The sequence below is a fragment of the Paenibacillus spiritus genome, from assembly GCF_008710135.1.
GTDB classification, from domain to species: Bacteria; Bacillota; Bacilli; order Paenibacillales; family Paenibacillaceae; genus Paenibacillus_AQ; species Paenibacillus_AQ glufosinatiresistens.
In genome coordinates this window covers 169,204-187,932 of the sequence record NZ_VYKK01000012.1, presented here as the reverse complement: position 1 = coordinate 187,932, position 18,729 = coordinate 169,204, and the positions used below count along the sequence as shown (strand labels likewise).

The window sequence follows — 18,729 nt, the reverse complement described above, 5'->3', positions numbered from 1 at the left end:
TCATCGCTCGCCTCCCTCTTCGCGGAGCACCATGCGGGATTTGAGACTCTCCTTGCGCGGATGGCGCAGCGGCTTCCCGCCGGCCAGCCGGGATAATTCACTTTGGAAGATACGGGCGGAGTCCCGGTCTTTTCCGCTCATTTTGACCCTCATGCTCTCGCTGATTCCTTCATGATACCTCCACTCCCCGGCCTCCCTGTCCCAGCGCATCAAATCATGGGCATACACGGAACGGGAGGCCTCATCGTACACGATCTCCGAAATCCGGCTCAGCCTTTTCTTCCCTGCTCCGGCGCTCTCCAGAATGTAGACAAGCTCGCAGGCTTTCAGCGCAGAGACCAGATGCCCCTTCAGGCTGCCTCCAACCCGGGTCGATACGGCAAAAGCGCCCTGATACGGAATGTCCTCCGGATCAACCGTATGGAAAGTCCCCGTCAGCCCGTCATAGCCCTTCTCGCCGCTCCACAGGTAGAACTCCCATTCGTTGTAGCGCATCTCCGTCATGAAGATGAGATTCGGATCATGCCGCAGCGACTCCATGCCGACTTCCATCAGCTCCTCGTTGGCTGCCTGAATCGGGATAATCCGGTGGCCTTTAATCTGGTGGGGCAGCGTGGATTCAGGATGCTTCTCGATCATCACCACGCCCATGCAGGAGTCGGCTCCAAGCAGTTGTTCCCCTACAATCGTATTGGCAAAAGTCGTTTTGCCCGATCCCACGGCTCCGGCAATGACCGTATTGCGGAAGGTTCGCGCCAGCGCGCGAATCATCGGGACGGCTTCCCCGGGTACACACCCGGTTCCCGCCTGATCGTCGAGATCGAGGAACTCGACCACCTGGCGGCGCATTGACAGCGTTGTAAAGCCGTCCCATACCCGGGGCTGCACCCAGATGGCCAGCCGGATGAAGCGTCCGGGCCACAGCGGGTCATCCATTTTGAATTCGGCGGAAGGATGATCCTTGTTCAGCCTCTGCGCAGGATCACTCTTCAGCAGCGCTCTCTTCAACTGCTCTACCCGCTCCAGCGACGGCATCTCATAGGGGTAGGGCACAAATTGCCCTTTCACGTTGTAGAAAATCTGACGGCCGATAATCTGAAGACCCGTTGACTCGCTGTAAGCCCTGTCCGTAAACCAGCGGTACGCCGGCCCGAACCCCTTCCATTCATGGAACAACGCTTCCGCAGCGCTGTCGTAAGCCTCGGGAAGCCTGCCGCTGAACGGCGTCTTCCTCAAATACTTCTCAATCTCGTTCATGAAAAAGCTGACCGCCTGCGGCTCACCGACCAGCGCCCGGCCGTTCAGCTCGAAATAACTGCCGTCCTCACGCTCCAGTCCGGCCCCCAGCTCCCGCTTCATCACAGACAAGAATTCCTGAAAATCCTCTTGTCCGGCCGGCCTGCTGCGAAGAAGGCTGGCTTTCAAGGAGAACGGCTTTCGCCGGCCGCCTGCGGCTGCGGAAGCAGAATCTCCCCTGCCGGCCGTACCGGGAGCCTTGATCCACTTCGCCAACGGGACGCCGGGCCGGCCAAGAGCCGGTCTTCGTATGGCATTCATGCCAGCACCCCCTTCTCCCGGCCGCGGCCAAAGAGGCCGTAGGCGCACAGCATCGCTTTTACCTTGCTGTCCAACAGCTGAAGCTCCCGTCTTCCCAGCGGAAGACGTTCTCCGGCCGGGGCATATTCGGGCAGCTCCAGCAGCAGCTCGCAGCCTGTCCGGGCGGCAAGCGTTTTGGCGGACAGACCGTCGTCGGGACGGCAGCGGTTGGCCCACAGCCGGAAGTCTCCGGGTGCCAATTCCAGATGTCCGGCCAATTCAAGCAGGCTGTGCAGCCGGTATTCATGCCGGGGACTCGCTACCATTACGCGAAGCGAAGACTTCTGCAGCGCCGCATACCAGGCTGCGCTCTCCGGAATGGAGCCGCAGTCGGATATCACCACATCGAACTGTGCGGCTGCTTCTGTCAGAAGATACTCCATCTCATCCTCTTGATAGTCCAGCGCGCTTAAATAATCGAAGCTGCCCGGAAGATACAGATAGCCGTCCTGTCTTACCCATTGTTCAAAATCCGTCGGATGCAGCCGTTTGCCGGTCAGCTTGGGCCGCAGCCGGTCCAGGCTGACCGAAGGCTTATGGTCATACCCGGGATCGTACACGTTCATCCCAAGCAGAAGGACCCGGCAGCCTGCGGCCGCCATTCGTTCCGCCATCAACCGGGCTGCGCCGGTACAGCCAACGCCCGCGCCGGTTCCGAGAACCGCAATAATATTAGCCCTTTCTTCGGCCTGCCGGTCGAGCATCAGCCGAAGCCGTTCAATCAGCGCGGGCGGGGTCGTTCGCGGCGGGAGGAAATGGATATCCCGCTCTTCGCACAGCATGTGCACCGTGCGGTAGCCGCCGATGCCGAACTCGCGGTACCAATACAGCAGCCGGGCATCCGGATACCGCTCCCGAACCCCCGCCAGTGCTTCAGGAGCTACCTGCTCACTGGTCAGAATCAGCAGCCCGTCCTCCACCTGTCCCGGGTCCGGTTCCGATTGGTGATCAATAATTCCGTAGCCCGCATTCCGGATCGCATGAATCGTCAGCTGATCCAGCCCCAAGCTTGATATCTTCATGAGAGTTCCACCTTTCTGATCTGCTTGCCTACTCCACGCGCACAATCCAGATTCTGCATCCGCTGCCCAGGGCTTTGACCAATGCTTCGCCGTCCTTCCGGGCAAGCCTAAGCTCGGGAACCGCCACTTTACCGGTCGAGGTAAAGCGGTGGTTGTCATTCCCGTTCTCGGTATCTCTTACATCATTGTTATCCTCGGTGCGGACATAATTGACTGTCACGCCGCTCAGGAACAGACTTCCGGACGGCGGCTGGACTTCGTTCCCGGAGAGCTCCCCGCCTTCGCCGCGGGCCAGCGGCCTGTCCGCGGAACCTTGAATAAGGTACAGATCCACCTTGTCCCGGCTTCGCAGAGACCCGTTGATTGCATAAATACTCTCCTTGGGCACCGGAAAAATCCCCTCTCCGGGCCCCGGTTCCAGGTTGCTTACGTCCACAAGCGACTCTGTCAGAATCATACCGTCGGTAAGACTGACATTGGCCATCTTGCCTTCCGCCTGTCCAAGCGACACCAGCGCTCCCTCCGGGACATCCTGGGACTGTACAGAATCAAGGTACAGGTCCGAGGCAAGCAGCACCCGGTTCTTCGGAAGCAGTCCATAATCTGCCACTTTCACCTTGACGACGGTCCGGGCCAGCACATAAGGCTTAATATATAGATCGTATGCCAGCAAACCGCCGAAACCCGTCACCAGAACGAGAACAGCCAGAATGACGTTCCGGCGGAGCCATTGACTTCTCGAGGGCATTTTGCCGCCCCTCCTTTCAACTCCTGCCTTTTTGTTCCTCCCTCCTCATCGCTCCTCCACATTTCCCTCCGGCAGACATGACAAAACACACCTTGGATATCATTATCCAAAATGTGGTAAAATGCTTTTTTACCTGCGGGAGAGACATATGGGAATGGAAAAGAGCGTGAGGCAGGAGGGGATTCTTGCTTAAAAAGACCGGCAGGGCGGGCACCCCGCCGGGAATAGACTAATTAAATACGACCGTCTTGTTCTGATGTACCAGAATCCGATCTTCAATATGCCATTTGACGGCCCGGGCCAGCACTACGCGCTCAATCGTCCGACCGATGCGCTTCAGCTCGTTCACGTCGTCGCGGTGACTGACCCGCTGCACGTCCTGTTCAATAATCGGTCCGCCGTCGAGTTCTTCAGTAACATAGTGGGCGGTCGCTCCGATAATCTTCACTCCGCGGGCGTAAGCCTGGGCATAAGGCTTGCCGCCGACAAAAGCGGGCAGGAACGAATGATGGATATTGATAATCCGGTGCCGGTAATGCTCAATGAAGGCCGGAGAGATAATCTGCATATAACGAGCCAGAATAATTACATCAATATCATTGCCGATTACCTCGAGCTGGCGGCGCTCGGCCTCGGTCTTCGTCTCCGCCGTTACCGGGATATGATGATAGGGAATACCGAAGGATTCCACGTATTCCTTCATATCCGGGTGGTTGCTGACAACCAGTGCGATATCGGCGTCCAGATCGCCGGCCTGCCATTGCCAGAGCAGTTCAACCAGACAGTGGTCTTCTTTGGATACAAAGATGGCCAGCCGTTTCTTGTGGCTTACCTGGAAAATCTGCCAATTCATCGAGAACCGGCCGGCAATCTCCGCGAACTCGGTCTTTAGCTGTTCAAGCCTGTCATCGAGACCGGGCAGATCAAACTCGATCCGCATAAAGAACATGCCGCCCGCAGGGTCCATTGTATACTGGTCCGACTGGACGATGTTGGCTTCATGATCGAACAGGAAGCGGGATACCGCCGCCACGATGCCCGGACCGTCGGGACAGGAGATCAGCATCCGGGCTCTCTCCGGATAAGCGCTAGTATTTGATGAATGTTCTGGTTTAACGTGAAGTTCCATGATTAGTTGTTCATCTCCTTGCCGGCCAGCCACACCATCAGCCGGTGATTGATCGCTTCTTCGCTAAGTTCCGGGAAGAGGGCGGCTTCTGTCACCATATCATAGAGCCGTTCCAGCGGCTCGCGGGGATCAGCCTTCTTGGCCTTGGCATCGCTCTTCAGAACGTTCCAGACCCCCAGCACATACGGACGGGGCGCAATGTCCCGTTGGGCAAAGAAAGCATGAAGCTCCTCCACCTGTGCAAGAAACTCTCCGCCGAAGCGTTCGCCGACATTGCCCCGAAGCAGCGCAATCTCGGCCTCGTACATCGGACGCTGGGTCTTGGCATCCTTTCCGATCCAAGGCGTCTCCAGAATAAAAGGCAGACCCTCAAGCAGCTCATGATGGACGACCCGGTTGAGCGTCTCATAGCCGATCCAGCCGGAGCCGATTGGCGTATGCCGGTCTTTGCGGGAGCCGACCGGATTCTTGCTGTCATTGATGTGCACCACGCCGATGCGGTCTAATCCGACAATCCGATCGAATTCCTGAAGCACACCGTCAAGATCGCCGACAATATCGTAGCCGGCATCATGGATATGGCAGGTATCCAGGCAGACCGACAACCGCTCATTATGCTCCACCCGGTCTATAATAGAAGCAATCTCCTCAAAGCTGCGGCCAATCTCGGTTCCTTTGCCCGCCATGGTCTCCAGAGCGATATGAACATCCGTCTCCCGGGTTCCGTTCAGCACCTCGTTCAGTCCGTCGGCAATCCGCTGAATTCCGTATTCCGCATCCTTGTCCGTATAAGCGCCGGGATGCAGCACAATATGCTTAACACCAAGGGCATGGGTTCGATGAATCTCCTCCTGGAGAAAATCGACGGCCAGCTGGTACGTGTGATTTTTGTAGGAGCCGAGGTTAATGATATAGGGAGCATGCACGACAATCTCGTCCACGCCGTTAGCGTTCATGAATGCCCGGCCTTCCTCTACATACATCGTTTCAATCGGTTTGCGGCGCGTATTCTGAGGCGCACCCGTATATATCATAAATGAACTTGATCCGTATTCCTGGGCTTCGTTGGCCGCGCTCAGGAGCCCTTTCGCCGCGCACGACACATGCGAACCTATCTTCAGCATTCAGCTATCCCTCTTTCTTCACGAATTACAGCTTATTTTATCGTGATTGGGATAAGAAATCCATCCACACAGGAGGCACTCCATGAAAGCAGCCATTTGCGGAGGCACCGGCTATATCGGATCGGCACTCGCCAAGTTCTGGATTCAGGCGGGACATGAGGTGCTGATCATTGGCCGGAGCCTGCCCGGAAAAGATAGCATCGTGCCCGGTGCAGTCTATCTTACCTGGAATGAATTGCAGGCCGATCCGTCTCCGGCTGAAGGCTGCCGGGTCCTCGTTAACCTGGCCGGAGCCACACTCAGCCAGCGCTGGAGTCCAGACAACAAGCGGCTCATTATGGAATCCCGGTTGAAGACTGTCGCCGCTGCCGGGTCTTTGCTGGACTCGCTGCACAGACTCCCGGAAGCCGTTATTCAGGCTTCAGCCGTTGCGATCTACGGCACATCCGAGTCAGCCGTATTCACGGAAGCTTCACCTTCCCGTGTCTCCGACTTCCCGTCTGAAGTCGTCAAGGAATGGGAGGATGCCGCGGACCGTTCCTACCACGGAGTCCGGCTCGTCAAGCTGCGCACCGGCATTGTGCTGGGCAGCAAGGGAGGCGCTTTTCCGAAGATGAAGCTGCCCTTTCTGCTTGGATTCGGGGGACGGATCGGTACCGGACGGCAGTGGATGTCCTGGATTCACGAGGACGATATGATAGCCCTGATCGATTACTGCTCCCTGAATCCCGTCTTATCGGGCCCCGTCAATGCCGTAGCGCCTATCCCTGTAACCAATGCGGAATTCGGCAGAACCGTTGCCCGCGTCTACCAGCGGCCCTACTGGTTCCCTCTTCCGGCCGCTCTGCTGAAGACCGCTCTCGGCGAGCTGTCACAGGTTCTGCTCAGGGGCCAGCGGGTGCTGCCCGCCAAGCTTCAGGAGGCCGGGTTTAACTTTGGCTATCCCAAGCTTGATTCTGCCCTTCGTCATCTGAAGTCCAGAGATTGACCCGCCCGGAACAGGTAGCGCCCGCCCGCTATGGTGAACACATCTCCTTCTTGGAGAGGATACTCCTTGTAGGGAATCAGCGGCTCATCGCCAAGCCGTGTTCCGTTGCGGGAATCCAGATCCTTAAGTACATACGTACCGCCGCTGCGGGAGAGTTCGGCATGAACGCGCGACGCCCCTTCTGTATCCTCCATGTATTGAGCCGCCTCTCTGGAGCGGCCGATAATGAAGCTGCCCCGGTTCAGCGGGATCACTTCCACGCCATCTGTCCCTTCCCGGGTTCGCTCAAGAAACGGCTGGAAGCGGTTCTCGCCTCTCTTCCTCCCTTCCGGTTCCCGGACAAGCAGCGTCGTAGCCGGTTCATCGAATCTGGCTGGACGCTCTTTCTGGCTCTCGCCCGTCAGACCGGACGTTAGGCCGGTCGTTAGGTCGGACGAATCACAATCCACCTGTATAGCCGCAACAGGCCGAGCGGATGGCTTGGTTGGAAGAGAAGCTTGCGGCTTCAAAGTCAAGCCTTCCGCTTCGTAAGGTTCCGAGGCCGCCTTCCCGCCGGGCTCCGCTTCCCCTTGGCCGCCTCTCCAGGCTGCCCAGGCCAGAAAGCCCAAAGCCAGCGTTCCCGCTCCTGCCGCAGCCAGAGCTGCACGGCCAGGGTGGTTCAGGTATCCATAGCGCCAGAGCAGCAGATCCGCCAGAACGCAGCCTGCTATCCAAACCGGACGGTTCCCGCTCTGCCGCCTTCCGGCACTGTCGCCTTCTTCCCCTTCGGCCGATTCCTCCTTCCGGGAAAGCTCATTCTCCCTTCCCTTCTTCCGTCCCATACGCCCCATCGACCACCCGGCCGCCTGTTCTCCGACAGCCGCAGACTCCCCGGTTCCAAAGAGCGGATATCCCTTGAACCAATCCGTCGGCTCCGCGGGGCTCGCCCTCTTCTCGGCTTCCTGCGCAGGCAGCGGAGAGATGGTCCTCATAGTCCCCTCCGATAGAAGGGGCTCCTGCTTCTCTCTCAGAAGACCCGGCAGTCCGCTCTCCCCGGACAGCAGAGCGGAGAGAAGGACTTTCCAACCGTTGATCGTGAACTCTTCGCTGCCGGAATAATGAAGAATTCGCTGGATACCATCACCCCTAAGCTCGGTAATGCCCTTCAAAAGCGAAGAGGTCAGCCGCAGTACACGCTCGGCCAGTTCCCCTTCTCCCGGATTCCGCCGCAGCGGAATGTAGGTCAGATACACCCGTCCTGTTCCAAGCTCGCCGTCCACAAAGATATAATCTTCGTGCAGCGCATACTGTTCGGGTCTTAGCATATGAAGAATCCCCTCTTCGAGCGCTTCTGCGATCTGCAACAGCAGAGCATAAAATTCCGTAAGGCCCATTTTTCCGCTCTTCATTAAAGAAGACAGCATCTTCGCCCCGCAGAGCGAATATTCCAGAGTGGCGTTGAAGTCGATCTCTTTGAGATAGAAGGGCAGATGATGGGCAATCTCCTTCGAACCGAGCATCCGTACTTCTACCGGGTTCAGTTCTTCTGCCGGCAATCCGCCGCTGCGCCCCAACACCATCCGGAATCCTTCCAGCTGTACAAAATCCCGCGTCAATCCAAACAACATCTTCCCTCCTCTACCCCGCTTCTCTGAATCAAGCTCCCCACATAGCCAGGAGGGTTCCCGGCACTACCGCAAGCATGAAGGGGAAACGCAGCATCTCCTCCCGCCCTGATCCGGCATACAGCCGAGGATTGCGGGTGATATAGATTCCGGCCAGCATGCCGGCGGCTGTGCGCAGACGCCTGAGTCCTTCCTGTCTCCACAGCACAATGCCCCAACCGATTACCGCTCCGAACAACAGCGAATACAGAAGGGTCTGGACGGTAAAGGCTGCGCCTGTCCAGGCGCCAATGGCAGCGAAGAGCTTAACATCCCCTGCGCCTACGGCTCCGATCCCGTACATGAGCAGCAGCAGAATCAGACCTGCACCGGCGCCCGCCAGCGCCGCCGTCATACCGTCCCACCCGCTGATTACAGTCTGTACCGCCACCCCGCCAGCCGCAGCCGGAACCGTGATCCGGTTCGGAATTCTCATGGAGCGGATATCCGTCCACAGGGCTGCCGCCAGAACCGGCGCTACCCCCAACAACTCCCAGTGTTCGATCATTTCTATCCCCTCTCTGCCTCACGGCGCCCGCCCCGGCTTCTTCATCACTCGGAAGCGGCCCTCTGCGGCAGCGCCCGTCTGACTCTCGACCCTGAACTCAGGCCATGTATCCGGGGTGGTATTGCCGCCCACAATCCATTCCCATTCGATAAAGCCGTCCTTATCGGCATTCTTCCAACCCAAATACTTGGCAACGCTCTTGCCGCTCTTATAGTAAATGGTCAGATTCGCTGATGCATTCGGTGCCAGCCTTATACGGATTTTCCCTTTGCTTCCCGGATAGGCCGGGTCGGGAACGGAGAGAACCCTAATGGTATCCGTTGAATCCGGCGGCTTATCTTCCCCGGACGCTCCTTCTCTATTGCCGATCCATACCCGTTCCATAGCGGAGGCCTCCAGAACAATCCGCTTATGAATAAAAGGCACCTGCATCGGAAGCGCGTAACTCGCTTGTATTCCGAAATAAGCATCCTGCCCTTCCTCTGCGCCCGGTATCGTAATATTCGATATATGCAGCCGCGTAAAGTCGAGCAGATCCGAGGCCAGATAAGGCTTCATGAGCGGCTTGACCGCCTGGTCCAGTACAGCTTCCGTACTCTCCGCCTGTACACGCTGCAGAGGACCTTCTCCGCGTTCTATGGCTTCCCGAACCCATTCTTTCAGCGGAGAGGGAAGCGCAGACACATAGGCCCCAGCCCATTCCTGCATCGACAGCCGGGGAACCGTCCATTGCCCCGTGTTCAATTCCCGGCCGGCCTGAGACTTCTCTGCGTCGCGGTTCGTTCCGGCCGGCTGATTCGTTCCTCTTCTCTCTTCAAGTGCCAGATTAACCGGATACCAATGGGCTGATGTCATCTTTACCGTATCCGACACGGTACTCTGAAGCGCCGTTGAATAGAGGGTCATCTGCACCATGAAGATCAGGAACAGCACGAAGAGCAGGAAGAACGGCATCAGCATAGCGGCCTCTACGACCAGGACGCCTTCCGTTTCCGATAACCGCCGCAATCTCCGGCGCATGTGTCCCATGGCGCTCACCTTCCTAATATGAGAAATCGGCGCGCACCGACCGGAACCGGATTCCGTTCTCGGTCTCTCCCGGCATCGCTCCCGTGTACTGAATCAGCTTCGCGATACCCGGAAGAAACCACAGCCTGATGCCGAACCGGACAGTAGCCGAAGCGTAGGTGCAGCTCTCCTGCGGATTGACTCCGGTATGATAGCGGATCAGTGCCAGCATCCGGGCAAGCTGCGGTTCACCGCTGCCGTGCATGAACAGGAATAACCGAAGGTAATCCCGGTAGGCAAGCTCTGCCGGTATGGAACGGGCCAGCGGGATAGACCCCTTGCTGCACAGCAAGGCCATATCTTTCAATGCTTCGGTAATCCCGTATACCAAGGCTGCCGCAACGATCAGCAGCGGATGGCCGAGACCGGCCTTGGAGGCGAAGCCTTCCATAGTCCGGATGGCCAGGCGTATGCCGAAGATCTCCGCATAGGCGGCCGCAATGTTGGCGCCGGGCTTATCCAGACCGTACAGCACATACTCCAATTCCTGGTCCTCGGGTCCCAAGCCGGAGATCGGTCCGCCGGCAGGTCCGTTCCTGCTCTCCGGCGAAGTCCCAAGCGAGGTAACATTGCAGGCCGGAAAATAAAGCGCGGCATATTCGCTCTGGAACAGCCGATTGCCCGCTTCCTGAAGGACCGAACCGAGCGCGCCGTACAGCGCGTCGGTGGAACTCATCGAAGCGGCGGCTGCCGCTTCGGGGTCATTCTCCCCGCCGGGCAGTGCGGCCGAAGCAGCCTGGCTGCGGTTGAATGCGGCATTCTCCTGCGCATAGCGCCGGATTGTCGCGAACGCTTCCGCCCCGGCTTGAGATTCTCCGCCGGACCGAAGGCGGCCAAGCACCTCTGACAGACGGCCGAGACTGGTCTTGGCCTCCTGTTCCAGCGCCTTGCGCTCCTCATCCCCGGCACGTCGGCTCTCCACGTCCCTTCGCTCCCGTTCAAGCCTGGTTCCGGAGGTGCCATAATCCCGGACATAAGCATCAAGGCCGGCTGCCGCCGACAGAACGGCGATCTTCAGCCGCTCGCCGTCGGCCCCCGGAGCCGCGGAGGGAGCAAGTGCTGCGGGCAGCCGGTCTGCGGCCGCAACTCCCCGGTCGGCAGCCTGCCGCTGGTCCGAGAGCCACCCGTCCATACTGCTTAGCAGAGAATCCGGAAGAAGAAGCTGCTCTGCCTGTTCTCGAAGATTCGCCGCTTCGCCGGACGCGCTGCCTGCCGGGGGCACCTCCCAAGAGTCGGCGGAGGCATATCCGGCCTGCCTGGGCGAAGCTCTCTCTTCCTCGATTCTCCGCCTCATCTCCGCATTGAGGCTCCCGGCTTCTTCCATGGCCGAACCGGCCTCCTTCAGCAGACGCGCACTCTCCTCGCTGTAATCCCCGACAAGCTTGGCGATATCGGCAATAACGGCGCTTCTCTGCTCCTGGTAACGCGAGATGGCCTCAGTATAGCGAGGCGCCTCCTTCTCGGAGCGGTTCATGTCCGAGATACTCTTGCCTTCGTAATCCCGGTACTGCGCCGCGATGTCCGCCGCATTCGCAATCGAACCGAGTGCGCTGTCGGCAATGCTTCCGCCGGGAGGCGCCATAATTCGGTCCAGCAGCTTCCTTGCAGCTTCAGCCGCTTGACGCCGATTGTCCAGCATCCGGTCCAGCGCCGCCTCGCGCTGATCGTACAAGGGTTGAAGATTCGCATACAGTTGTGTGGTTCGGGATGCTTCCTCCATCGCTCCGGATAAGCCTTTGAATTTGCCGGCCAGCTCCAGAGCGGTGTCGATCGGCGCCTTGTATTTCATTTCCTCTGCAATTTGCCGCCGGAATACCGCATAGTCGCCGAGCGGCCTGCTCAAAGACACTTCAGACGAGTCCGCTGTCAGCGGAACGATGTTCATGATGTCATCCCGGCCGCTCCTCTCCAGGGAGCCGTTCAATACCCGGCTTACGGCTTCTTCGGGACGTTCTCCCCCATAGACATAGAGTCCGTAAGCCTGCTGCAGATCGGCATCATACATCGACATCAGGGAACGTACAGCTGCCCGGGCCAGCCTTTCACCCTGCACATTCGCAGCCGCAATTCGGGAATAGTCAATGAGAACGGCCGTGAACAGAAAGATCAAAGCCAAGGCGAACATCAGAAAAAGGGATATCGATCCATCCGTTCTTCCTCTCTTCCGTATTCTTCGGCTGTGTCCGCCGTCCGCTCTGCGGCTGTCGGGGCGGGTTCTATACAGAATGCGAATCATATTTGTCCTCCTTTCATCCAAGCATGCCAACTTGCGGCTTCAACCGCACCGCCTATTTGTCTGCCAGCCTGCCCATAACCGCGGAAGCATCCGTCTTCTTCATTCCGCCGGCCGCTCCCGTCCCGTCCCGCTGAAACTTGGATCCCAGATAACGCATCAGTTCAACCGTACGGATGAATTCAACCGGCTCCGCCACAAGAGAACGGGAGACCGCAGCCGGCTGCGCTTTGTCATTCAGCATGCTGTCTATCACAGGAAGATTCAGAACACGCTTCAGTTGAACCGTCACCCTTCTCCCTCTTAGGGCATAGCGGTAATTCAGGGCACCGGACAGCTCCGAAGGGATTCGGGCTGCTGTGTGAAGCAGCTTCGCGACAGGCAGGGAAGCTTTATCTTCGGTTGAGGCATCGCTGCCGGGAAGCTGAACGGTTGCTTCTTCAGAAGCCCCGCCTCTGACTGCGCCGGTCAATTCGGCCAGAAGCCGGTCGTCCTTGATGCGCCAATACAGCGAATCAGTCTCCCCGGCCGCGAATGACCCGTCTTCCGCCTTCCGGCTGTTGTCCCAGGTATACGCAGCCCGTTCGGCGGCAGCGGAAGACACCTGCACCAGCATGGTCTTCTGGTAGCTGTAGAGCGCGAAGAACAGCAGCAGCATGACCATCGCCAGCAGAATGGGCAGCAGAAGCGACGCTTCCAGCGTGAAGCTGCCGTCTTCCTCCCTTCCCAGGCTCTTAATCGTTGAAGACCTCCTGGCTCTTGTTGCCCGCGATCGCGAACAGCTTCGTAATCAGATCCTTGATCTTGTCCTTGAAGAGCAGCACCGCCGCTACCAGCACCGCGATAATCAGAATCATCTCCAGAGTCCCAAGCCCCTCTTCTTCATGCCAGAGTTCCTTCATCATAACTGCCAATTCCTTCATCTCCGTTCCTCCTTCACAGGTTCAGCATCATTAATGCGGGAGCCCCCACCAATACCATTACAATCACAAAAATCAGAACCATCGGAAAAATCAGCTTCGATGACGCCTGCTCCCCCCGGGTCCGACTGACCGCCTTCCGCTTCTCCCACAGCACGCGGGACAGGTCCCGCAGCGCAAGAGCCAGGTCGGAACCTCCTCTCCGGTGGTTCAGAAGAATCGTCGTCGTGAACAGCGACACTTCCTGCACGGCGCAACGCTTGCTGAAATTCTCAAAAGCCTGCTGAATCGAATAGCCGCTCTCCCATTCCGCCATCAGCGTGAACATCTCGCGGTACAGGGGGTGCTCCGTCCGGTCCCGGCGGCTCTCCATGCAGCGCACAATGGACCGCTGGACCGTCTCGCCCGCGCCGACCAGCAGCAGGATGCCGTTCAGCAATTCAGGCAGTTCCATCAATATCAGTTCTTCGCGCTGTCTCACCTTGCTGTGCAGATCCATTCCCAACGCAGCCGGAACCAGCACAGCCAGCAGCAGTCCCATCACCAAGCCGCTCATCCCTGCCCCCAGCAGCGTCATTGCACAGCCGCCAAGCATCAATAGCCAGGCGTATGCGAGCATCTCTGCCATGAACAGCAGCGTCCGTTCCGAGGATTGCCGGATACCATGGATTCGCTGAACGGAGCGCTGGAGGCGGAGTACATATCCCGGAAAAAGGGCTTTTGCAGCAGGCCGCTCCAGCAATGCCAGCATCGGTTCGCCAACGGCCCGCAGCCGAAGGCCTTCCATCGGAAGGCTTCGCAGCGCTTTCAGCCGGCTGCTTCTCTCCAGTCGGAGCTTAAGCCCTGCCCATAGCCCTGCCAGCAGTACGGCGACCGCAGCACAGATCAGCTTCATGCCGTTCCTCCTCTCACAGCGGGATATTCATAATCTTGCTGATCCAGCCATAGCACAGAACAAGACCGCCCAATGCCAGCGTAGAGATCACGAGACCGACACCGGTGTGCATAGGCTGCATGTAATCGCCGGCCGAGAGGTTCATGAACAGCAGCATGGCCAGCGGCGAGAGCAGCAGCGCCTGAGCCTCGAATCTCTTCTGGGCGACGCTGACGGCAATCTCCTGCTCGATATCCAGCTTCTCGCCGATAATGCCGGACGTCCGGCGGACAACCTCGATCAGATCGCCCCCTGTTCGCTTGCAGACGCTGAATACGTCGGCGAACCGGGCGACATCCTCCATCCCCGCCCTGCGGCTGAAGTCCTGCAGCGCCTCCTCGATCGGCTGCCCGTACTCCAGCCGGGTGCAGATGATATTCAGCTCGGCAGCCATGTCTCCGCCCCCGTCGGGGTCCAGCAGCAGCAGATCGCGTATTGCCTCGCGGAACGCATTCTCGACCGAACGGCCGGCCGACAGGGAGGAGGACAGCGAGAACAGCGTCTGCTTGAACTGAAGATTCAGAATCCGGCGGCGGCGGCTCCGCATATAATTCCGGAGCAGGCGCGGGGCGTAGAATCCTCCCGGTACCAGCAGCAGCGCCAGCAGGGGATTGGAGTAGAACAGGAGGCCGACGCCATAGAGAATCGTGCAGCCGACGGCCGCAGCAAGCCGGGTCGTCTTTCTTCCGAGTGTATACTGCTTATAGTCCGGAAGGGCGCTCCCCGGCCGGCTTCCTCTTTCGGGCCTTTCAACCCCGTCATTCTTCGCATCCGTTCCATTGTCTCTGCTTCTCCTCTCCTCATCGGTTCCTTTCCTCCATCTCCTCCGCGAGCCGCTTCTGTCTGATGCTCTCCCCGCTCCGCTCCGCGCGGAAATCTGAATTTGCCTCATAGGGTTCCTCCTTCATAAGCCTCTGCAGATCTCTGCGGCAGCCGGCCATGTCGATCTTGCCGGTATGCAAAAGGGGATTGCCGGTTCTTTCGAGCGTTCCGCATATCCGCCCTCCGGATTCGCCGTTCTCTCTGAACCGGTACAGCGGATTCAGCCGGATTTCGCCGTTCTCCATGCCGTCCGCTTCGCAGATCTCCAACACGCGCCGAGAGCGGTCTCGCATCCGGCTTAGATGAACGAAGATATCAATGGCCGAACTGATCTGCTGCCGGACGACTGCGACCGGCAGCTCTGCTCCGCTGAGCACCATCGTCTCCAGCCGGCTCAGCATATCGCGCGCGCTGTTGCTATGCCCTGACGACAAGCTGCCGTCATGTCCGGTATTCATCGCCTGCAGCATATCCAGAGCCTCCGGCCCCCGGACTTCGCCGACCACAATCCGGTTCGGCCGCATCCGCAGCGATGACCGGATCAGGTCCCGGATCGTAATCTCGCCCCGGCCTTCGGTGTTCGCATTTCGCGTCTCAAGCGAGACCAGATTCGGGACGGCAACGATGCGCAGCTCCGCCGAATCCTCAATCGTAATCACCCGCTCCTCCGAAGGGATGAATTGCGAGAGCGCATTGAGGAAGGTCGTCTTGCCCGAACCCGTCCCTCCGCTGATGAAGATATTGTATTTGCTCTTCACCAGCAGGCTCAGCAGCTCCGCCGCTTCTCCGGTCAGCGCTTCCCGCTTCACCAATTCTGCCATCGTCATCGGCTCCGCAGGGAACTTGCGGATGGTCATGGCCGGTCCCTTCAGCGCCACCGGCGGCAGCACAATGTTGACCCGTGAACCGTTCTTGAGCCTTGCATCCACAATCGGGGTCGATTCATTGACGGTACGGTTCACCTCCGATACGATCGACTGGATAATATCTTCCAGCCTGGACGGCGATTCGAATTCTTCCTCCAACCGCCGGATCTCTCCTTCCTGCTCGATAAAGATCTCCCGGTGGCTGTTGATCATAATCTCCGTGATCTCCGGGTTATCCACCAACGGCTGGAGAACATCCAGGCCCCGAAAAGAATCGAACAGGCGCCTGACCAGACTCCGCTTCTCCTGGGCGGTCAGCAGGCTCAGGCCGGAGCGGGCAAAGACGGCTCCTTCGATCCGCACCAGCAGCTCATCGTCCGGCACCGCAGCGGTTACATCCAGGCCGGCCCGAATTTCACTGCGCAGCGATTGAAACAGCTCATCGTTCACGGGATGTCCCCCGTTCTCGCCGAACCCCGCGCCATCCCGGGCTCAAGCGCCGAACGGTCGGTAATCGCTTCGCAGAGCCGTTCAATGGCCTGCTGGAATCCCGGCGAGTTGAGGCACAGCTCGCCCCGGTTCGGAAGGCTCCAGGACGGCATATACGGCAGCGCCGCCTGAATCGGCATCTCCGGCGGCAGCCGGCTGCGGCTGTCCGTCTCCCCGCAGAAATTGAGCGCGAATCGGCTCTTGTCCAGCAGCGGTCCGGCCATCTCCGGACGCGAGGAGCGGTAATGCGCCAGCCAGCGTTCCGTCTTGTAGAGGCTCGGCTCATCGTCGCGCAGCACCCAGATCAGTTCCTCGCTGCGCCGCAGAACCGCTTCTGCCCGCTCTTCCGCGATGCTCCCCGTATCTGCAATTACCGCATCGTATCCGCCGTCATCCGCCAGCAGACCCAGGAGCCGGTCCGTATCTTCCGCCGTCATCTTCAGCATTTCCTTCACGTTCTCAACCGGCCGGAAGGTATCGCACCGCAGAGCATCGCTGCGGACCGCATAGCGCCCTGCCAACCCCCGGCCCGCTTCTGCCGGAAGCCCCTGCAGCTCATAGAGCAGCCGCTCCAGCCCCGGTCCCGGCGCCGGTGAGGTTCGGAGATACAGCCCGGTGCTGTCGACCGTCTCCAGATTCAGATAGAAGACACGAAGCCCCCGGCCTCCCAGCAGCTTCGCCATATTGAGGGCGACCGTCGTCTTCCCGCAGCTTCCGGAGCCCGATACCACACCGATCAGACGGGTCTCTCCCTTACGTCCGCCGCCGGGGAACCGGGAGCCTCCGCAGAGCTGAAGCATGCAGCCCAGCAGATCCGGGAGCGGCTGGTACTTCGCAATGCTCCGGCCGGGTTCGCTTCTCCTCTCCCGGTTCTCCGGGGAGTTACCCCCGGGACCGCCTCCTTCCTCCAGCACCGCCCACGGCACCTCGCTTCTCCCTCCGACCAGCCAAGCTTCCACAAAAGCGCGGTCGCCCACAACCGCATCCGGCCGGTCCTTCCCCTGCATATAAGCGGCGAACAGTTCGGGCCGGCTGAAGGCCTTGATTCCGATCTGATCGCGGTAACCGCTGCGCTGCACGTAGGCAAGCAGAGGCTCGATATATTCGTTCTCCCGCACAGCAAGCACAATTCGGGCAGCCACTGCGCTCCCTCCTCCCGGACAACAACGCAACAAAAAAAGCACCGTTCACAACCGCAAATCTGCGGCTGTTGAACGGTGCTTCCGTCGTCATCCCTATAATTTACATACATAGTAGCATATAGAGAAGGTACGTACAATATTTAAAAATCGCTCTATTCATCTCTGCTTGTATGCATGGATGCTTCCTTGCCCGGCGGGCCCTCCGGCTCCTCCGGCAGGAACCGGTCCCGGATGCCCGGGGCCGGCAGCAGGCAGCTCTCGTCCCGGCCGAACCAGCGGTACCGGTTGCGGGCCACGAATCGGTAGGCCGCGTCGCGAACGGGACGGGGAACGAGCATGAAGCCGTACAGCAGCGGCCACGGATTGCGCAGTCCCCGCGCAATCCGGAGCGCGGCGGCCGAATCCGTATAGGCCCGGCCGTCCTCTACAAGGACGACCGAGTCCATCCGGCCGGGGGCAAGCCCCGCGGACCGGAGCAGGCTGGCGCCGGCTGCACTCTGCAGCGCAGCGAAGCGGAATTTCCCCGCCGGATCGCGGGGAATGATAAACCGGACCGCCCACTGGCACAGGTGGCACACGCCGTCGATAAGGACGACGGGGCCGTCTGGCCCGGCGGGGGCTTTTGGCGAAGCATCGTTCATGTTCTTCCCTCCTTCCCGCTTGACAGGCAACAAAAAAACGCGGGGATTCCCGCGCTTGTGACTCTGATGACTATTCGGCGATGGATTTCTCGATCCAAGTGTTGCTCATCTGCTCTTCAAGTTCCGGCGTGAACGCATCCATGCACTTGCAGATGAAATCCTTGCGGCATACCGGACAAGGCGTCTTGAGCAGGCGGCTGATGTTCGTCATCTTCCATTCCGGGTAACGGTTATAGAAGGCGCGGCATTCCGTACCGTCGGCAAGCTTGATTATAAATTCGTACAAGCCCTCTTTATCGTTGCTGCTGGCTTTGGTCACGTTCGTAATATTCGGTCTGTAAGACATGCTTCATCACCCATCGCTTCTAGATTTAATACCTAGACATCTTAAAGAATTTTGAGGGGGATGTCAACCAAGCCGCCGTCCCGTCTACAGAACGTTCAGTTCAACGGGGACATTGCCGCGGGTAGCCTTGGAGTACGGGCAGAAGTCATGCGCCTTGCGGGCCAGATCCTCTGCCAGCGAACGCTCGATTCCCGGCAGCTTGATGTCCAGCCGAACCGCCAGTCTGAACCCGCCGTCGGTATCATCCTTGCCGATCGTGACATTGGAGGTGACTTCCACATCGGTCAGCCGTACCTTCTCCTTGCGGGCGATATTCGCCAGCGCGCTCTCATAACAAGCCCCGTAGCCGGCTGCAAACAGCTGCTCGGGATTCGTCCCCGTTCCGCCGGAGCCTCCGAGTTCCTTCGGCATCGTCAGGTTGGACTTGAGCGCACCGTCGGAGGTCTCAAAAGAGCCTTCGCGTCCGCCGTGTATCGTTGCGGTTGCCGTATAGAGCGGCTTCAATTCATT

General features: G+C 59.1%; 19 protein-coding genes. 1 reads left to right on the top strand and 18 read right to left on the bottom strand.

Features of this window, described 5'->3' with window-relative positions; translation table 11 throughout:
* From F4V43_RS09935 to F4V43_RS09915, 5 genes are all read right to left on the bottom strand, one after another.
* The gene (locus F4V43_RS09935; RefSeq protein WP_150458082.1) at positions 1 to 1,557 is read right to left on the bottom strand and encodes an ATPase, T2SS/T4P/T4SS family; all 1,557 of its coding nucleotides are present in this window, start codon (positions 1,555 to 1,557) and stop codon (positions 1 to 3) included.
* Complete coding sequence (locus F4V43_RS09930; protein ID WP_150458081.1) at positions 1,554 to 2,618, bottom strand: hypothetical protein; 1,065 nt, start codon at positions 2,616 to 2,618, stop codon at positions 1,554 to 1,556. Before F4V43_RS09930 ends, F4V43_RS09935 begins: the two co-directional genes overlap by 4 nt.
* 28 nt (positions 2,619 to 2,646) lie before the next feature.
* Complete coding sequence (locus tag F4V43_RS09925) at positions 2,647 to 3,366, bottom strand: hypothetical protein (protein WP_150458080.1); 720 nt, start codon at positions 3,364 to 3,366, stop codon at positions 2,647 to 2,649.
* A gap of 229 nt (positions 3,367 to 3,595) precedes the next feature.
* Positions 3,596 to 4,495: a formyltetrahydrofolate deformylase gene (purU, locus tag F4V43_RS09920; RefSeq protein WP_150458079.1), complete on the bottom strand. Its 900-nt coding sequence runs from the start codon at positions 4,493 to 4,495 to the stop codon at positions 3,596 to 3,598.
* A gap of 2 nt (positions 4,496 to 4,497) precedes the next feature.
* Positions 4,498 to 5,619 carry a deoxyribonuclease IV gene (locus tag F4V43_RS09915; protein WP_150458078.1) on the bottom strand — a complete coding sequence of 374 codons (1,122 nt, stop codon included), beginning with the start codon at positions 5,617 to 5,619 and terminating at the stop codon, positions 4,498 to 4,500.
* An 82-nt stretch (positions 5,620 to 5,701) separates the two neighbouring features.
* Here F4V43_RS09915 and F4V43_RS09910 point away from each other — a divergent pair, with 82 nt between their 5' ends.
* On the top strand, positions 5,702 to 6,607 hold the full coding sequence (locus F4V43_RS09910) for a TIGR01777 family oxidoreductase (protein ID WP_150458077.1): 906 nt from the start codon (positions 5,702 to 5,704) through the stop codon (positions 6,605 to 6,607).
* Here F4V43_RS09910 and F4V43_RS09905 read toward each other — a convergent pair.
* From F4V43_RS09905 to F4V43_RS09845, 13 genes are all read right to left on the bottom strand, one after another.
* Positions 6,586 to 8,214 (bottom strand): DUF6382 domain-containing protein, encoded by a 1,629-nt coding sequence (locus F4V43_RS09905; protein WP_150458076.1) that lies wholly within the window; start codon positions 8,212 to 8,214, stop codon positions 6,586 to 6,588. The genes F4V43_RS09910 and F4V43_RS09905 overlap by 22 nt on opposite strands.
* A 28-nt stretch (positions 8,215 to 8,242) precedes the next feature.
* The gene (locus F4V43_RS09900; protein WP_150458075.1) at positions 8,243 to 8,758 is read right to left on the bottom strand and encodes a prepilin peptidase; all 516 of its coding nucleotides are present in this window, start codon (positions 8,756 to 8,758) and stop codon (positions 8,243 to 8,245) included.
* Positions 8,759 to 8,776: 18 nt separating this feature from the next.
* On the bottom strand, positions 8,777 to 9,787 hold the full coding sequence (locus tag F4V43_RS09895; RefSeq protein ID WP_150458074.1) for a pilus assembly protein: 1,011 nt from the start codon (positions 9,785 to 9,787) through the stop codon (positions 8,777 to 8,779).
* 13 nt (positions 9,788 to 9,800) lie between these two features.
* The gene (locus F4V43_RS09890) at positions 9,801 to 12,062 is read right to left on the bottom strand and encodes a hypothetical protein (RefSeq protein WP_150458073.1); all 2,262 of its coding nucleotides are present in this window, start codon (positions 12,060 to 12,062) and stop codon (positions 9,801 to 9,803) included.
* Positions 12,063 to 12,114: 52 nt separating this feature from the next.
* A complete protein-coding gene (locus tag F4V43_RS09885; protein WP_223879846.1) occupies positions 12,115 to 12,759 on the bottom strand; it encodes a TadE/TadG family type IV pilus assembly protein in 645 nt (214 codons plus the stop codon).
* A gap of 34 nt (positions 12,760 to 12,793) precedes the next feature.
* The gene (locus F4V43_RS09880; protein WP_150458071.1) at positions 12,794 to 12,982 is read right to left on the bottom strand and encodes a Flp1 family type IVb pilin; all 189 of its coding nucleotides are present in this window, start codon (positions 12,980 to 12,982) and stop codon (positions 12,794 to 12,796) included.
* Between the two features lie 13 nt (positions 12,983 to 12,995).
* A complete protein-coding gene (locus tag F4V43_RS09875; protein WP_150458070.1) occupies positions 12,996 to 13,874 on the bottom strand; it encodes a type II secretion system F family protein in 879 nt (292 codons plus the stop codon).
* A 13-nt stretch (positions 13,875 to 13,887) separates the two neighbouring features.
* Complete coding sequence (locus F4V43_RS09870) at positions 13,888 to 14,805, bottom strand: type II secretion system F family protein (protein WP_150458069.1); 918 nt, start codon at positions 14,803 to 14,805, stop codon at positions 13,888 to 13,890.
* Positions 14,714 to 16,051 (bottom strand): CpaF family protein, encoded by a 1,338-nt coding sequence (locus tag F4V43_RS09865; protein ID WP_150458068.1) that lies wholly within the window; start codon positions 16,049 to 16,051, stop codon positions 14,714 to 14,716. The genes F4V43_RS09870 and F4V43_RS09865 overlap by 92 nt, the downstream gene beginning before the upstream one ends.
* Positions 16,048 to 17,232, bottom strand: a complete 1,185-nt coding sequence (locus tag F4V43_RS09860; RefSeq protein WP_150458067.1) for a hypothetical protein — start codon at positions 17,230 to 17,232, stop codon at positions 16,048 to 16,050. Before F4V43_RS09860 ends, F4V43_RS09865 begins: the two co-directional genes overlap by 4 nt.
* Positions 17,233 to 17,384: 152 nt before the next feature.
* Positions 17,385 to 17,873, bottom strand: a complete 489-nt coding sequence (locus tag F4V43_RS09855; RefSeq protein ID WP_150458066.1) for a thiol-disulfide oxidoreductase DCC family protein — start codon at positions 17,871 to 17,873, stop codon at positions 17,385 to 17,387.
* Positions 17,874 to 17,943: 70 nt separating this feature from the next.
* Positions 17,944 to 18,219, bottom strand: a complete 276-nt coding sequence (locus F4V43_RS09850) for a hypothetical protein (protein WP_150458065.1) — start codon at positions 18,217 to 18,219, stop codon at positions 17,944 to 17,946.
* Between the two features lie 84 nt (positions 18,220 to 18,303).
* Positions 18,304 to 18,723: an organic hydroperoxide resistance protein gene (locus F4V43_RS09845; RefSeq protein ID WP_150458127.1), complete on the bottom strand. Its 420-nt coding sequence runs from the start codon at positions 18,721 to 18,723 to the stop codon at positions 18,304 to 18,306.
* Between the last annotated feature and the right edge of the window lie 6 nt (positions 18,724 to 18,729).

Excerpts from the sequence above, each read along its gene's own strand:
- F4V43_RS09935 (WP_150458082.1), bottom strand. The coding sequence starts at position 1,557 with ATGAATGCCATACGAAGACCGGCTCTTGGCCGGCCCGGCGTCCCGTTG.
- F4V43_RS09930 (WP_150458081.1), bottom strand. The coding sequence starts at position 2,618 with ATGAAGATATCAAGCTTGGGGCTGGATCAGCTGACGATTCATGCGATC.
- F4V43_RS09925 (WP_150458080.1), bottom strand. The coding sequence starts at position 3,366 with ATGCCCTCGAGAAGTCAATGGCTCCGCCGGAACGTCATTCTGGCTGTT.
- purU (WP_150458079.1), bottom strand. The coding sequence starts at position 4,495 with ATGGAACTTCACGTTAAACCAGAACATTCATCAAATACTAGCGCTTAT.
- F4V43_RS09915 (WP_150458078.1), bottom strand. The coding sequence starts at position 5,619 with ATGCTGAAGATAGGTTCGCATGTGTCGTGCGCGGCGAAAGGGCTCCTG.
- F4V43_RS09910 (WP_150458077.1), top strand. The coding sequence starts at position 5,702 with ATGAAAGCAGCCATTTGCGGAGGCACCGGCTATATCGGATCGGCACTC.
- F4V43_RS09905 (WP_150458076.1), bottom strand. The coding sequence starts at position 8,214 with ATGTTGTTTGGATTGACGCGGGATTTTGTACAGCTGGAAGGATTCCGG.
- F4V43_RS09900 (WP_150458075.1), bottom strand. The coding sequence starts at position 8,758 with ATGATCGAACACTGGGAGTTGTTGGGGGTAGCGCCGGTTCTGGCGGCA.
- F4V43_RS09895 (WP_150458074.1), bottom strand. The coding sequence starts at position 9,787 with ATGGGACACATGCGCCGGAGATTGCGGCGGTTATCGGAAACGGAAGGC.
- F4V43_RS09890 (WP_150458073.1), bottom strand. The coding sequence starts at position 12,062 with ATGATTCGCATTCTGTATAGAACCCGCCCCGACAGCCGCAGAGCGGAC.
- F4V43_RS09880 (WP_150458071.1), bottom strand. The coding sequence starts at position 12,982 with ATGAAGGAATTGGCAGTTATGATGAAGGAACTCTGGCATGAAGAAGAG.
- F4V43_RS09875 (WP_150458070.1), bottom strand. The coding sequence starts at position 13,874 with ATGAAGCTGATCTGTGCTGCGGTCGCCGTACTGCTGGCAGGGCTATGG.
- F4V43_RS09870 (WP_150458069.1), bottom strand. The coding sequence starts at position 14,805 with ATGAGGCAAATTCAGATTTCCGCGCGGAGCGGAGCGGGGAGAGCATCA.
- F4V43_RS09855 (WP_150458066.1), bottom strand. The coding sequence starts at position 17,873 with ATGAACGATGCTTCGCCAAAAGCCCCCGCCGGGCCAGACGGCCCCGTC.
- F4V43_RS09850 (WP_150458065.1), bottom strand. The coding sequence starts at position 18,219 with ATGTCTTACAGACCGAATATTACGAACGTGACCAAAGCCAGCAGCAAC.